A 14,055-nucleotide genomic window follows, 5' to 3' on the forward strand; every position below is an offset into this window, starting at 1 on the left:
ATTATAAATTTAATGAAAAATTATAATAAAAATTTATTTAAATATGATTTTAAAATATGGAAATTTTTAAAAAATGAAATTATAAGACAAGAAGAAAATATAGAACTAATAGCTTCTGAAAATTATATTAACAAATATATTATGAAAATTCAAGGCTCTCAATTAACAAATAAATATGCTGAAGGTTATCCTGGAAAAAGATATTACGCTGGATGTAAATATATAGATAAAATAGAAAATTTATCAATAAAAAGAGCTAAAAGATTATTTAAAGCTAATTACGTTAATGTTCAACCTCATTCAGGTTCTCAAGCTAATTTTTCTGTATATAATGCTTTATTAAATCCAGGTGATACCATTTTAAGTATTAAATTAAATCATGGTGGTCATTTAACTCATGGTTCATTAGTAAATATTTCTGGTAAATTATATAATTTTGTACATTATAAATTAAATAAAAAAAATAATATTGATTATAATAATATTCTAAAAATTTCTTGTAAATATAGCCCTAAAATGATAATAGGTGGATTTTCATCTTATTCAGGATTATGCAATTGGAAAAAAATTAGATTTATTGCTAATTATACAAAATCTTATTTATTTGCAGATATATCTCATATTTCTGGATTAATAATATCAAATTTATATCCTAATCCAATATTATATGCACATATTATAACTACTACAACGCATAAAACTTTAGCTGGTCCTAGAGGTGGTTTAATTTTATCTAAAGAAAAAAAAAATTTTTTTTGTAAAAAAATAAATGAATCAGTTTTTCCTGGAATTCAAGGTGGTCCTTTAATGCATATAATAGCTGCAAAAGCTATGTCATTTAAAGAAGCCGTTAATTCTAAATTTATTGTTTATCAAATACAAACTATAATAAATTCTAAATTAATGTCTAAAATATTTATTTCTTTAGGTTATAAAGTAATATCTAATATAACTAAAAATCATTTATTTTTGTTAGATTTAAAAAATAAAAATATTACCGGTAATAAAATAGAATTAAAATTAGAATATGCAAATATTATTGTAAATAAAAATATTATCCCAAATGATAAAAAAAAATATTTCATAACTTCAGGAATTAGAATTGGAACACCAGCTGTTACAAGAAGAGGTTTTAAAGAGAAAGAAATTAGTATTTTAACATTATGGATTCATGATATTATACAAAATGTTAATGATTTTAAAAAAATATTTAATATAAAAAAAAAAGTACTTAAAATTTGTAAAAATTTTATAATATATAAATAATTATATTTTTATAAATTTAATTTTTAAAATTATATAATATTAAACATTATGTAATTTAATGGATTTTATATAATGAAATTACCTATTTATTTAGATTACGCTTCTACTACACCAGTAGATAAAAGAATTTCTAATAAAATGATGAAATATTTAAATTTAGATGGTATTTTTGGAAATCCTTCATCTAGATCTCATTTGTTTGGATGGAAAGCTGAAAAAGCTATAAATAAATCTAGAAATCAAGTATCTAAATTAATTAACTCTCATCATAGAGAAATTATTTTTACATCAGGAGCTACAGAATCAAATAATTTAGCTATTAAAGGAATAGCAAATTTTTATAAAAATAAAGGAAATCACATTATAACAAGTAGTATAGAACATAAATCTGTATTAGATACATGTCGCCAACTTGAAAATGAAGGATTTAAATTAACTTATATTAAACCTAATAAAAATGGATATATAGATGTAAAAAATATTAAAAAAAATATTACTAGTAAAACTATTTTAATATCAATTATGCATGTTAATAATGAAATTGGAACTATACAAAATATAGAAAAAATTTCAAAACTTTGTAAATCTAAAAAAATTATATTTCATGTTGATGCTTCTCAAAGCGTAGGAAAAATACCAATTGATTTAAATATTTTGTCTATAGATTTATTATCTTTTTCAGGACATAAAATATATGGACCAAAAGGGATAGGTGTTTTATATATAAGAAAAAAACCTAAAGTTCATATTAAAGCTCAAATACATGGTGGTGGTCATGAATTTGGTTTGCGTTCTGGAACATTACCAGTACATCAAATAGTAGGGATAGGAAAAGCTTGTGAAATTTTAAATAAAGAAATGACATTAGAAAATATTAAAATTAAATATTTAATATATAAATTATGGAATGGTATTAAAGATATAGAAGAAATATATTTAAATAGTAATATAAAAAAAGGAATATCTAATATTTTAAATGTTAGTTTTAACTATGTAGAAGGTGAATCATTAATTATGTCATTAAAAGATATAGCTGTTTCTTCAGGATCAGCATGTACTTCTTCTAGTTTAGAACCATCTTATGTTCTTAAAGAAATTGGTGTTTCTGATGAATTAGCTCATAGTTCTATTAGATTTTCTATAGGAAGATTTACTACAGAAAAAGATATTAAATATACAATTTTAATATTAAAAAAATCAATTAAAAAATTAAGAGATATGTCACCATTATGGGAAATGTTTAAATCTGGAATAAATATAAAAAATTTTGATTGGTTAAATAATAAATAAAAGGAATTATAAATGTCATACAGTAAAAAAGTTATTGACCATTATGAAAATCCAAGAAATGTTGGATCATTAAATAATGAAGATATAAATGTTGGAAGTGGAATAGTAGGTGCTCCTTCTTGTGGAGATGTAATGAAATTACAAATTAAAGTTAGTAAAAAAAAAAATATTATAAAAGACGCAAAATTTAAAACTTATGGTTGTGGTTCTGCTATTGCTTCAAGTTCTTTTGTAACAGAATTAATTAAAGGTAAATCTTTAAAAGAAGCTGAAAATATAAAAAATATTTATATTGCAAAAGAATTAAATTTGCCACCAGTTAAAATACATTGTTCAATATTAGCAGAAAGTGCTATTAAAAAAGCTATTAAAAATTATAAAGATAAAAACAAAAATTAAATTAATTTTATTAAAAGGATAAATATGAATTATTTTAAGTTATTTAATTTAAAAAAATCTGTATATATAAATAATAAAATTTTACTTAAGAAATTTAAAAAATTACAAGAAAAAAATAATAAATTTTTATATAAAAAAAATTCAAAAAAAAAAATAAATAAAATTTTAAAAAAAAATATTTTCTTAAATAGAGTATATAATATATTAAATAATAATATTTCTATAATAAAATATTTATTATTTATAAATAAAATTAAAATAAATAAAGAAAAAAAAACAATTAATAAAGATAAAAATTTAGAAAAACAATTTAAAATTTATCAATATATAGATTTTTTAAAAAAAAAAAAAAAATATTTAAATAATAAAATATTATTATATATGTTATATAATTATATAAATTTATTAGAAAAATTTTATATTAATAAAATTAAATTTTATATTAAAAATAAAAAAATTTTAAATATATTTTTAATTTTAAATAAAATTATTTTTATAAATAAAATTAAAGATAAAATTAATTATATTAAAATATATAAAATTATTAATTATAAAAATTTTAATAATAAATTTAAATAAACACTTTATGTTAAATAAAAAAAAAATAACATTAGGTATAGATTTAGGAACTACATATTCTTTAGTTTCTTCTTTTTTTAATAACAAAATAAAAATATTAACTGATACAAAAGGAAGATTTTTATTACCATCAATAGCATCATATAATAAATTAAAATCTATTATAGGATGGAAATTATTTAAAAAAAAATATAAATTTTATAATATATTAACATCTATAAAAAGAATAATTGGTATTAATATAGATGATATAAATATAAAATTTTATAACAATTTTTTATATTCATTAAAATCAATAAATAAAAATATTTTTATTAATACTAATATAGGTTTAATAAATATTATAAATGTCTATATAGATATTTTAAAAACTTTAAAAATTAGATCAGAATATATTTTAAACATAAATAATATAAAAGATGTTGTAATAACAGTTCCTGCCTATTTTAACAATGAACAAATAAATATTACTAAAGATGCTGCAAATTTATCAAATTTAAATTTATTAAAATTATTAAATGAACCTACATCTGCTGCTATAGCTTATGGTGTATATAAAAAAATAAATGGTTTAATAGCTGTTTATGATTTAGGTGGTGGAACATTTGATATTTCAATTTTAAAAATAGATTATAATGGTTTTTATGAAGTTTTAGCTATTGGAGGAAATAATTATTTAGGTGGTGATGATATTGATTTTTTAATAGTTTCTTGGTTAATAAAAAAATTAAATTTAAAAAATGTTAATAATAAAATAATAATAAAAAAATTAAAATCACTAGCTATAAAAATTAAATTAAAATTAACTTATCAAAAAAAATTTATTATAAATTATAATAAATATCAAATTGAAATCTATAAAAAAGATTTAGAAAACATTATTGAACCATTAATAAATTATACTTTATTAATTTGTTATGAAACAATAAAAAATATTAATATTAAAGTTTTAGATATTAAAAATGTAATTTTAGTAGGAGGTTCTACCAGAATTCCATTTATTAAAAATAAAATACAAAGTTTTTTTAAATGTAATTTACTTAATAATATTAATCCAGATAAAGTAGTTTCTATAGGAGCTGCTATTCATGCAAATGAAATTATAAAAAATAAATATAAAAAAGTTTTATTATTAGATGTTATACCAATATCATTAGGTATAGAAACTATTGGTGGAGTAGTAGAAAAAATAATATATAGAAATACTAAAATACCTATTTCATGTACTAAAGAATTTACAACTTTTAAAGATAATCAAACTACTATGAGTATAAAAATTATACAAGGTGAAAATAATTTAGTTTCTAAATGTAAATGTTTATCAAAATTTATTTTAACAAATATTCCACCGTTACCTTCAGGTAAAATAAAAATTTTTATTAATTTTAAAATTGATCATAATGGTTTATTAAATGTAAAAATACAAGAAAAATCTACTGGAATAAAAAAAGAAATTAAAATTTATAATTTATATAAAAATAGATTATTAAATTATAAATAAAGTATATTATGAATAAAATTTTTTTTTTACCTCATAAAAATATTTTACCTAAAGGTAAAATAATTTATTATAATAAAAAAGATAGTCTTTTAAATATAGCTTTAGAAAATGGTATTTATATTGATCATGCTTGTGAAAAAGTATGTGCTTGTACAACATGTCATTGTATAATTAAAAAAGGATTTAATAATCTTAATAAAATAAAAGAATTAGAAGATAATATGTTAGATAAAGCATGGGGGTTAGATTATAAAAGTAGATTATCTTGTCAAACTATAATATTTAATCAAGAATTAATTGTTGAAATACCAAAATATAATATAAATTATGTTAATTAAAATAAATAATAAAATATATTAATATAAAATTAAATTTTAAATATATGAAAGTTAATTCAAAAAAAATTAATATTTTAAATTTAAATAAAAATGAAATTGAAAAATTTATAATTTCTATTAAAGAAAAAAAATTTCGTTTTAAACAAATAATGAAATGGATATATCATTATTTTTGTAATAATTTTGATTATATGATTAATATAAACAAAAAATTAAGAAATAAACTTAAAAAAAAATTAGAAATAAAATTAATTAAAATAAATAATATATTATATTCCAAAGACGGAACTATAAAATATTTATTTAATATTGATAAACAAATAATAGAAACAGTTTATATACCCCTGAAATTAATAGAAAAACAATTTGTATTTCATCTCAAATAGGATGTATGTTAAAATGTAAATTTTGTGCTACAGGAAAACAGGGTTTTAAAAAAAACTTAAAAATATCAGAAATTATAGGACAAATTTGGTATATATATAAAATATTATATTATATAAATAAAAAAACAAAAATTTCAAATATAGTAATTATGGGAATGGGTGAACCATTATTAAATATAAATAATGTAATTAATTCAATAAAAATTATATCAGATAATTATGGTTTTAATATAAAAAAAAAAAAAATTACTTTATCAACATCTGGTATTATACCTTCTTTTAAAAAAATTATTAATAATATAAATGTATCTTTAGCTTTTTCTTTACATGCTTCTAATGATACTTTAAGAAATAATTTAATGCCAATTAATAAAAAATATAATATAAATTCTTGTTTATTAAAAATAAAAGAATATATAAAATTATCTAATATTAATAAAAATAAAGTAATGATAGAATATATTATGTTAAATAATATTAATGATAATATTTATAATGCTTATGAATTAATAAATTTATTAAAAAATATACCAAGTAAAATAAATTTAATTCCATTTAATAAAATACCTAATACTATATATAAAAGTAGTTCTAAAAATAGAATACATAAATTTGCTGAAATATTAAAAAAAAATGGTTTTATTACTACCATAAGAAAATTACATGGAAATGATATAAATGCAGCTTGTGGTCAGTTATCAGGAAAAAATATTAAAAAAAATAAATATAATTATTAATTTAATTTATAATGAGATTAAAATTGTTAAATAATATAAAATCAGTACGAGGAATGCATGATTTTTTACCTAAAACTACAACTATTTGGCAAAAAATTGAATATAAAATTAAAAAAGTATTAAATAGCTATGGATATAACGAAATAAAATTTCCAATTATAGAAAATAATAAATTATTTAAAAGAGCTATTGGAAATATAACAGATATTGTAGAAAAAGAAATGTATAGTTTTTATGATAAAAATGGTAATTATTTAACATTAAGACCTGAAGGTACTGCTAGTTGTGTTAGAGCAAGTATCGAAAATGGAATATTATATAATCAAGAACAACGTTTATGGTATTTTGGACCAATGTTTCGTTATGAAAGACCTCAAAAAGGAAGATATCGTCAATTTAATCAAATAGGAATAGAAATATTTGGATTACCTGAATCTAATATAGAAATAGAATTATTAATGATTACGTTAAGATGGTGGAAAATATTAAATATTTCTAAATATATGAAACTAGAAATTAATTATATAGGTTCTATAAAAGAAAGAAAACAATATAAAAAAGATTTAATAATTTTTTTAGAAAAATATAAAAATAAATTGGATTTAGAATGTAAAAATAGATTGTATAAAAATCCATTACGTATTTTAGATACTAAAAACATTAAAATTATAAAAATTTTAAAAAAAGCTCCTAATCTTAAATATTATTTAAATAAAAAATCTATTTCTTATTTTAATAATTTATTATATTTATTAAAATTTTTTAAAATTAATTATATTGTTAATAAAAATTTATTTAGAGGATTAGATTATTATAATAATACAGTATTTGAATGGAAAACTAATTTTTTTAAAAATAAATCAATTACAATTTGTGCTGGCGGAAGATATGATAATTTAGTTAAAAAAATAGGTGGTTTTGATGTTCCTGCAATAGGTTGTGCTATGGGTTTTGAAAGATTATTAATGTTATTTTTAAAATGTAAAAAAAAAAAAAAAAATATTATTGATTATATAAATATTTATATTATTGTACATAATTTTAATAAACAAAATATTTTTATTAAATTTGCTGAAATATTAAGAGATTTATTACCAAAAATAAAAGTATTTTTAGATTTTAATTATAAAAAAAAAATAAAAAAAAAAATTATTAAAGCAAAAAAAATGAAATCATTATTTATATTAATTGAAAATAAAAACAAAATAAAAACTAATAAATTAATTATGAAAAATTTAATAAATGGAAATAAATTAATAAAAACAAAAAAACAAATAATTAAAATTTTATTAAAAAAATTATTAAATAATATCCATTAATAAAATATTTTTAAATTATTGTTTTTAATAATATAAATTTTATTAATATTTAAAAAATAAAATGTTACCTATAATTACTATTATTGGAAGACCAAATGTTGGTAAATCTACTTTATTTAATATTATAACTAATTCTAAAAAAGCTATTTTTTATAATATTCCAAATGTTACAAGAGATATAAATTATGAAATAGTAAAATATAAAAATTTTGAATTTATTATAGCAGATACTGCAGGCTTTAAAAAAAAAAAAAAAATAAAGAATTTTTAATATTAAAACAAATTTTAAATTTTATAAAAAAATCTAATATTGTATTATTTTTAGTAGATGCTTTAACTGGAATATTATATGATGATTATGAAATTACGAAATATTTAAGATATATATATAAAAAAAAAATTTTTTTAATTGTTAATAAAGTTGATAATGAAAATTTAAAAAATTGTTCTTATGAATTTTATAAATTAGGATTTAAAAATATATCTTTTTTATCTACAGCACATCATTATGGTATAAAAAAATTTTTAGATATTAAATTAATTCCATATATTAAAAATATAAAAAAAAAAAATAATTTAAATAAAAATTATGAATTTAAATTTTATTATAATAATATAAAAAAAAATAATATAAAAATTGCTATTATTGGATCTCCTAATGTTGGAAAATCTACATTAATAAATTTTTTATATAAATCTAAAAGAATTATTGTTGATAATAAACCTGGTACTACAAGAGATAGTATATATGTACCTATTAAATATAATAATAAATTATATACTTTTATTGATACAGCAGGTATTAAAAAAAAAAATAATATTGATAGTATTATAGAAAAATTTTCTATTATTAGATCTTTTAAAGAAATAAAAATTTCAAAAATTATAATATTAATTATTGATGTAAAAATAAATATTTCTCAAAAAGATTTATCTTTAATATATAATATAATAAAAAGTGGTAAAGCTATTATTATAGCATTTAATAAATCTGATAAAATTTCTAAATATCAAAAAATAAATATAAAAAATAACATAATTAATAAATTTAAATTTATTAATTTTATACCTATTTGTTTTATTTCTGCATTATATGGAAAAGGTATAAAATATTTATTTTTTTTAATACAAAAAGTACTTAATTTAAATAATAAAAAAAAAATAAATACTTCATTATTAAATAAAATATTAAATGAATCTACTAGTAAACATCCACCTTCTATATATAAAAAATATAGAACAAAATTAAAATATGCTCATATTGGTACTTATGATCCTTTTACTATAATTATTCATGGTAATCATATAAATGGTATTAATAATATTTATAAAAAATATTTAATTAATTTTTTTCGTATTAAATTAAATATAATTGGTATACCTATAAAAATAATATTTAAAGAAAGTAATAATCCATATATTAAAAATGATATTTAAAAATATATTATTATTACAATAAATTTATTATAAATAAATAATAATAAAAGATATATATTTAAAGAGGTATATAATGATTTTTACAGGAAGTATTGTTGCTTTAATAACACCTATAAAAAAAAATAATACTATATGTAAAAAAGATTTAACAAAATTAATTAATTATCATATTAAAAATGGAACATCTGCTATAGTTTCCGTAGGAACAACTGGTGAATCTTCTATGTTAAGTAAAAAAGAACATTGTAATTTAATTATGATGACTTTAGATATTTCTGATGGAAGAATACCTATTATAGCAGGAACTGGTTCTAATACAACTTTAGAAAGTATTTCTTTAACCAAAAAATTTGAAAATTCAGGAATTTCTGGTTGTTTAACAATAACTCCATATTGTAATAAACCTACACAAGAAGGTTTATATCAACATTTTAAAGCAATTTCTGAAAATACTAATTTACCCCAAATATTATACAATGTTCCTTCTAGAACTGGTTGTGATTTATTACCAGAAACTATAGCTCGTTTATCTTATTTTAAAAATATTGTAGGAATTAAAGAAGCCACTGGAAATTTATCTAGAGTTAATCAAATATTATCTTTAGTAAAAAATAAAAAATTTATTTTATTAAGTGGTGATGATATTACAGCTCTTGATTTTATACAATTAGGGGGACATGGAGTTATTTCAGTTACTGCTAATATTGCAGCTAAAAAAATCTCTAAAATTTGTTCTTTAGCTTTAAAAGGAAATTTTATTAAAGCACGTAAAATAAATGAAAAATTAATGTTTTTACATAAATCTTTATTTATAGAATCTAATCCTATTCCTATAAAATGGGCAGCTTTTAGATTAGGTTTAATTAAGAACAATATTTTAAGATTACCTATGACTAAATTATCTAAAAAATTCGAATATATTATTGAAAAAGCTATAAATGAAGCTAATATTGTTTAAATAAAAAATATATTTTATATTTAATTTAATTATTATAATAAAATATTTTTTATAATATTTTGATAAATAACACTTAATTTTTTTAATTCTATTATATTAATATATTCATTAAATTTATGAATTGTTTTATTTTTTAAACCTAATTCTACAATTTGTTTACATATTTTATAAATAAACCTTCCATCAGATGTTCCTCCTTCAGTAGAAATTTTGGGATATTTTTTATTATATAAATATATAGATTTTTTTATTATATCTAATAAATTATTTTTATTTGTATAAAATGGTTTTCCTAAAATTTTCCATTTCATATAATATTTTAAATTATTATTAATTAACATTATTTTAATTTCATTAATAATTTTATTTATATTAATTTCATTATTAAATCTTAAATTAAAATTTATATTTATTTTATTAGGTATAATATTATTTAAATTATTAATATTATCAGTATATATATTAGATATTTGTAATATAGTTGGTTCAAAAATAATATTTTTATAACCCCATTTATTTAATATTAAATTTTTAATAAAATTATTCGATTCATGTATAGGATTTTTTGCTAAATTAGGATATGCTATATGTCCTTGCTTTCCATAAATTATTAAATTAACATTTAACGAACCTCTTCTACCATTTTTAATATTATCTCCAATATATTTTTTACTAGAAGGCTCTCCTATAATACAATAATCTATTTTTTTTTTAATTTTTTTTAACTTTTTAATAACTTTTATCGTTCCATCTGTAGCGTCAGATTCTTCATCAGAAGTTAATATTAAAGAAATTTGTCCTTTATGATTAGGATTATATTTAATAAAATTTTCAATAGCTATTATTATAGCTGCTAAAGATCCTTTCATATCTGCAGAACCTCTTCCGAATATTTTTTTTTTTTTTAAAATTGGTATAAAAGGTAATGTTATCCAATTATTAATATTGCCTGAAGAAACAACATCTGTATGACCTGCAAATAATAAATTTTTACCAACTCCACGATAAGCCCAAGTATTTATAGTTTTATTAATATTTATATATTTTATATTAAAACCAATTTTTTTTAAACGATTATTAATAATAATTTGACATCCTGAATCTAATGGACTTAATGATGGACATTTAATCAATTGTTTAAATAATGAAATAATGTTTAACATAAATTTATAACAAACCTTACATTATAATAAAATTAAATGAAAAATATTAAAAATATTATTTTGAAAATTAAAAAAAAAATAATATATTATGATTATTTATATAGAAATTTAAGTTATTCTGAAATACCAGATTATGAATATGATAAATTGATAAATAAATTTAATATTCTAAAAAAAAAATATTTTTTTAATGAAAAAAAATATTTAAATAAAATTAATTACAATTATTTTAATAATAATAAAATAAAAAAAAAAAAACATTTATATCCAATGTTATCTTTAAAACATTATTATAACATAAATAAAATTTATTATTTTTATAAAAAAATATATAATATTGTAAAGATAAAATTTAATTTATGTTGTGAATTAAAAATTGATGGAGTATCAATTAGTTTAATTTATAAAAAAGGAAATTTAATAAAAGCTATTACTAAAGGTAATGGTTATTTTGGAGATGATATTACTACAAATATATTGTCTATTAATAATATTCCATTAACTTTATATGGTTATAATATTCCTGAAAAAATAGATATTAGAGGTGAAATTTTTATAACATATAAAAATTTTAATAAAATTACAAAAAAAAATGATATTTATTTTTTAAATACAAGAAATACAACATCTGGTGCTTTAAGAAATATAAATACAAAAATTACATCAAATAAAAATTTAACATTTTTATGTTATGATATTGGTTTTATAAAACCTAATTTATTAAATGACAGCCATTTTAAAAATTTAAAAAAAGTTAATAAATGGGGAATTCCAATACATAATTTTATTAAAAAATTTTCTAAAATAGAAAATATTAAAAATTTTTTTTTAAATTCAAATATTAATAGAAAATATTTTGGTTTTGATAATGATGGAATAGTAATAAAAATAGATTCTAAAAAATTACAAAATAAAGTTGGTTATAATAATAAATACCCAAAATGGGCTATTGCTATAAAATTTAAATCACAAGAAAAAATTTCTAAAGTTATTAATATAATATTTAATGTAAGCAAATATGGTATCATAATACCTATAGCTATTATTAAAACAGTTAATATTTTAGGTAATAAAATTAATAAAATAACTTTACATAATAAAAAAAATATTGAAACATTAAATTTATATATAGGTGATTTTGTTATAGTTAAATTATTAGGAGATGTTATACCTCAAATTACAAAAGTTATATTATCTAAAAGAAATAAAAAAATTAAAAAAATTATTTTTCCTAAATTTTGTCCTTCTTGTAAATATAAATTAAAATTTATAAAAAATAAAAATATTTATAAATGTATTGAAAATTTATCTTGTAAAATACAATTAGAAGAAAAAATAAAAAATTTTGTTTCTAAAAAAGGATTCAATATTACTATTATTAAAAAAAATATAATACATGAATTAATAAAAAAAAAAATTGTTAAAAATATATTAGATATATTTAAATTAAATTATAAAATTCTTTTAAAATTAAATAAAATTAATAAAAATATTTTATATAGAATTTTAATATCTATTAATAAATCTAAAAATATACATTTATCTAATTTTATATATTCTTTAGGAATTAAAAATATAGGTAGAATTTTATCTTTAAATATTGCTAAACATTTTAAATATTTAAAAAATATAATATATGCAGATTTAAAAAAATTAATTTTAGTTCCTAAAATAAAAAAAAAAACAGCAAAAAATATATTTAATTTTATGAAAAATAAAAAAAATAAAATAATAATTTCAAAAATAATAAAATATATTAATATATATAATTAAAATATATATTATAAAAATTTAAAATATTATTTCATATATTATGAAAAAAATATTAGATGGTAAAAATTTATCAAATTATATAATTTATAATATTTATAAAAAAATTCAAAAATATAAAAAAATAGGATATAGATTACCAACTTTAGCTGTAATATTAGTTGGAAATAATAAATCATCTTTATTATATGTTAAAAGAAAACATATAGCATGTAAAGCTTCTGGTATAATTTCATTGGCTTATAATTTACCTTATTCAATTAATAATAATACTTTATTAAAATTAATAGATAAATTAAATAAAGACAATAAAATAGATGGAATTCTTATACAATTCCCATTACCATTACATATAAATACTAATAAAATTTTAGAAATAATATCTCCAGAAAAAGATGTAGATGGTTTAAGTCCATATAATATTGGTAGATTATGTCAAAGAATTCCCTTATTAAGACCATGTACTTCTCTTGGAATTATAACATTATTATCTAAATATAAAATTAATATTTTAGGTTTAAATACTTTGGTAATAGGTGCTTCTAACATAGTAGGAAGACCTATGAGTATGGAACTTTTATTATCTGGTTGTACTGTTACTATTATTCACAGATTTACTAAAAATTTAAGTTATTACGTAAAAAAAGCAGATTTAGTTATAGTATCTGTTGGAAAGATAAATTTTATTTATGGAAATATTATTAAATATGGTGCTATTGTTATAGATGTAGGTATAAATTATAATTATAATGGTGATATTAAAGGTGATATAAATTTTAATAGTGTATATAATAAATCGTCTTATATTACACCAGTACCAGGAGGTGTTGGGCCAATGACAATTTCTGCTCTTATGTATAATACATTTATTTCTTATAAAAAAAAAATAAATAATAATTATATATTATAAAT

At 16.6% G+C, this 14,055-nt stretch carries 13 protein-coding genes and 1 pseudogene; 13 read left to right on the forward strand and 1 reads right to left on the reverse strand.

The genetic code is table 11. The features are described 5' to 3' along the window. Positions 1–12 precede the first annotated feature (12 nt). The 11 genes and pseudogenes from glyA (at position 13) to dapA (ending at position 10,210) form a co-directional block, all read left to right on the forward strand. Positions 13–1,266, forward strand: a complete 1,254-nt coding sequence (gene glyA, locus C3B56_RS01240; protein WP_126071612.1) for a serine hydroxymethyltransferase — start codon at positions 13–15, stop codon at positions 1,264–1,266. Positions 1,267–1,338: 72 nt separating this feature from the next. Further along, on the forward strand, positions 1,339–2,556 hold the full coding sequence (locus C3B56_RS01245; RefSeq protein ID WP_126071613.1) for an IscS subfamily cysteine desulfurase: 1,218 nt from the start codon (positions 1,339–1,341) through the stop codon (positions 2,554–2,556). Between the two features lie 12 nt (positions 2,557–2,568). Next, positions 2,569–2,955 (forward strand): Fe-S cluster assembly scaffold IscU, encoded by a 387-nt coding sequence (gene iscU / locus C3B56_RS01250; protein ID WP_126071614.1) that lies wholly within the window; start codon positions 2,569–2,571, stop codon positions 2,953–2,955. Positions 2,956–2,979: 24 nt separating this feature from the next. Next, positions 2,980–3,534 (forward strand): hypothetical protein, encoded by a 555-nt coding sequence (locus tag C3B56_RS01255; RefSeq protein WP_126071615.1) that lies wholly within the window; start codon positions 2,980–2,982, stop codon positions 3,532–3,534. 7 nt (positions 3,535–3,541) lie between these two features. Then, positions 3,542–5,035, forward strand: coding sequence for an Hsp70 family protein (locus C3B56_RS01260; protein WP_126071616.1), 1,494 nt, complete (start codon positions 3,542–3,544; stop codon positions 5,033–5,035). Positions 5,036–5,043: 8 nt separating this feature from the next. Next, a complete protein-coding gene (gene fdx / locus C3B56_RS01265) occupies positions 5,044–5,373 on the forward strand; it encodes an ISC system 2Fe-2S type ferredoxin (protein ID WP_126071617.1) in 330 nt (109 codons plus the stop codon). 44 nt (positions 5,374–5,417) lie between these two features. Further along, a pseudogene (gene rlmN, locus C3B56_RS01270) lies at positions 5,418–6,496 on the forward strand (23S rRNA (adenine(2503)-C(2))-methyltransferase RlmN). Positions 6,497–6,519: 23 nt separating this feature from the next. Beyond that, positions 6,520–7,815: a histidine--tRNA ligase gene (gene hisS, locus C3B56_RS01275; protein ID WP_126071618.1), complete on the forward strand. Its 1,296-nt coding sequence runs from the start codon at positions 6,520–6,522 to the stop codon at positions 7,813–7,815. Positions 7,816–7,876: 61 nt separating this feature from the next. Beyond that, positions 7,877–8,086 (forward strand): GTPase, encoded by a 210-nt coding sequence (locus tag C3B56_RS01280; RefSeq protein WP_126071619.1) that lies wholly within the window; start codon positions 7,877–7,879, stop codon positions 8,084–8,086. 38 nt (positions 8,087–8,124) lie between these two features. Beyond that, positions 8,125–9,252: a ribosome biogenesis GTPase Der gene (der, locus tag C3B56_RS01765; protein ID WP_408608455.1), complete on the forward strand. Its 1,128-nt coding sequence runs from the start codon at positions 8,125–8,127 to the stop codon at positions 9,250–9,252. A gap of 76 nt (positions 9,253–9,328) precedes the next feature. Beyond that, on the forward strand, positions 9,329–10,210 hold the full coding sequence (gene dapA / locus C3B56_RS01290; RefSeq protein WP_126071707.1) for a 4-hydroxy-tetrahydrodipicolinate synthase: 882 nt from the start codon (positions 9,329–9,331) through the stop codon (positions 10,208–10,210). Between the two features lie 32 nt (positions 10,211–10,242). Here dapA and dapE read toward each other — a convergent pair whose 3' ends face one another. Continuing rightward, on the reverse strand, positions 10,243–11,373 hold the full coding sequence (gene dapE / locus C3B56_RS01295; protein WP_126071620.1) for a succinyl-diaminopimelate desuccinylase: 1,131 nt from the start codon (positions 11,371–11,373) through the stop codon (positions 10,243–10,245). A gap of 36 nt (positions 11,374–11,409) precedes the next feature. On the opposite strand from dapE, the gene ligA reads away from it, so the two are divergent. Together ligA and folD are read left to right on the forward strand one after the other, a co-directional pair. Beyond that, on the forward strand, positions 11,410–13,146 hold the full coding sequence (gene ligA / locus C3B56_RS01300; RefSeq protein ID WP_126071621.1) for an NAD-dependent DNA ligase LigA: 1,737 nt from the start codon (positions 11,410–11,412) through the stop codon (positions 13,144–13,146). A gap of 37 nt (positions 13,147–13,183) precedes the next feature. Next, positions 13,184–14,053, forward strand: a complete 870-nt coding sequence (folD, locus tag C3B56_RS01305) for a bifunctional methylenetetrahydrofolate dehydrogenase/methenyltetrahydrofolate cyclohydrolase FolD (protein WP_126071622.1) — start codon at positions 13,184–13,186, stop codon at positions 14,051–14,053. The last annotated feature ends 2 nt before the right edge of the window (positions 14,054–14,055 follow it).

The organism is Candidatus Annandia adelgestsuga, from assembly GCF_003956045.1.
Lineage (GTDB): Bacteria > Pseudomonadota > Gammaproteobacteria > Enterobacterales > Enterobacteriaceae_A > Annandia > Annandia adelgestsuga.

Coding starts and splice junctions, on each gene's coding strand:
- glyA (WP_126071612.1), top strand. CDS start 13: ATGAAAAATTATAATAAAAATTTATTTAAATATGATTTTAAAATATGG.
- C3B56_RS01245 (WP_126071613.1), top strand. CDS start 1,339: ATGAAATTACCTATTTATTTAGATTACGCTTCTACTACACCAGTAGAT.
- iscU (WP_126071614.1), top strand. CDS start 2,569: ATGTCATACAGTAAAAAAGTTATTGACCATTATGAAAATCCAAGAAAT.
- C3B56_RS01255 (WP_126071615.1), top strand. CDS start 2,980: ATGAATTATTTTAAGTTATTTAATTTAAAAAAATCTGTATATATAAAT.
- C3B56_RS01260 (WP_126071616.1), top strand. CDS start 3,542: ATGTTAAATAAAAAAAAAATAACATTAGGTATAGATTTAGGAACTACA.
- fdx (WP_126071617.1), top strand. CDS start 5,044: ATGAATAAAATTTTTTTTTTACCTCATAAAAATATTTTACCTAAAGGT.
- C3B56_RS01280 (WP_126071619.1), top strand. CDS start 7,877: ATGTTACCTATAATTACTATTATTGGAAGACCAAATGTTGGTAAATCT.
- dapE (WP_126071620.1), bottom strand. CDS start 11,373: ATGTTAAACATTATTTCATTATTTAAACAATTGATTAAATGTCCATCA.
- ligA (WP_126071621.1), top strand. CDS start 11,410: ATGAAAAATATTAAAAATATTATTTTGAAAATTAAAAAAAAAATAATA.